The following is a 1,556-nucleotide window of genomic DNA, read 5'->3' as shown; positions in this document are numbered from 1 at the left end:
TAAGGCGATTTGTTCTTCTTTGCTGGGGGCGTTTTGATAGGCTTGTAAGGTTTGTGCTAGCTCTGGTGAGGTTGCTGCAGCTTGGCGTAAGTCGCGCAAATATCCCGTGCCTTTTAAATTCATCCACTGCTTTTGCTGCTCTGTTAAGGGGATGGGGGCAACATACTCACTAAAAAATGGTTCGCGCTTTAGGTTGATATCGCCCATCTGTCTTTGGCTGCCATCGCTTTTTTCATATTCTCCAAGATGGCTTAGGCTGTTGCCGTGCTCTAGTGCTTGTTGGGTTTCTTGGTGGGCTAAATTCAGTGTTTTGATGCCTTTGCTGTTTAGGCTGTGGAGTTCGCCTTCGTCAGTGAGGGCGTTGCTGTTTGTGTCTTGCCAAATGCTTAGGCTGGTAAAGGCGCTGTCTTGGGAATCTATTTTGCCATCGCCGTTGCTATCAAAGCTGGCTAGGGCTTCATAGCCATGGCGTGCGGTTTGTCCATTAGCAAGGATGTAGGCATCTCCTAGGATTTCTCGTCCGTTGTTTATCTTGCCATCGCCATTAATATCATGCACCAATAAGCCATCATGCTTATCCACCCACCCCATCGCGCTGCGTATGCCATCGCCATCTTCATCAAATAATGCTCCTTCATAACCTGATGCCGCTAAGGTTTTTATGCCATCACCATTGAGGTCTAGCACTAAAGGGTCGGTAAGGTGGTATTTTTGGGTGTCGGCTCGATTTAATCCTACAAAATCAGCAAAAGACTCAAATAAATTAGTCGTAACGTTAATGGTGGCGTCATACCAAGAATATTTTTCTCGATAACGGTCGGTTATTTCAGTAACCGAAGATAATAAATCTTCACGGAAATTCCTACCAGACAATCCTGTCAGTTCGCCTAATCCAGTTAAATCCCAAAGGATACTAGCTCCAATAGCCACAAGGCTACCAGCAATAGCAGCTGGAACAACTGTTCCTGAACCACCAGCAGCAATTAAAGCGGTAACCGCGATACCTAAACCATTAGCCACAGCGGATTTTAAAATCTCATTAGAATCATTGGATTTTAATGCAAGTCCTAAATCAACCGCTGTAGCAACACTACCCGCATGTTTTAATATAAAAGAACCTGCTTTAGCTAAATCCGCCGTTACTTTTTTGATTTCACTATTTAAAATAGCGGCTTTTGTTTGCGCAGTAATCATAGAGTTATGTTTAAGCGCATTCAGGGCTTTTTCTTTCTTGTTAAGTCTCAAAGCTGATTCAGAAGCTTTTGCATAAAAATGCTCTGTTGCCTGATAGCGACTTAATTTTGCTCTATTGCTAGCAAGCGTCTTGTTTAATACAGTATTAACTTCTCTAACAGATTTAACGCCATAATCTTTAATTAATTGATTAGATATTTTTTCTCCTATTGCCCCTAAAACATTTTCTTGTAATGTAACAATCCCACCAATACTTGTATCAGATGGCAATAAATTATTTAGAATCGTAGTCCAAACATCCTTGGTTTCTTTGTGTATATTGTTATTTTGATTCTCTTGCGTGGTCATGAACTACTCCTTTG

General features: G+C 41.8%; 1 pseudogene. It reads right to left on the bottom strand.

Annotated features, from left to right (window positions below):
* Window positions 1–1,542, bottom strand: a pseudogene (locus tag A5N84_RS09190) (hypothetical protein); the annotation flags it as partial.
* Window positions 1,543–1,556 lie beyond the last annotated feature (14 nt).

The organism is Rappaport israeli, assembly GCF_001888055.1.
Classification (GTDB): Bacteria; Pseudomonadota; Gammaproteobacteria; order Cardiobacteriales; family Cardiobacteriaceae; genus Rappaport; species Rappaport israeli.
The sequence above is the reverse complement of the archived record's forward strand: the minus strand, read 5'-3'. Positions and strand labels throughout refer to the sequence as shown.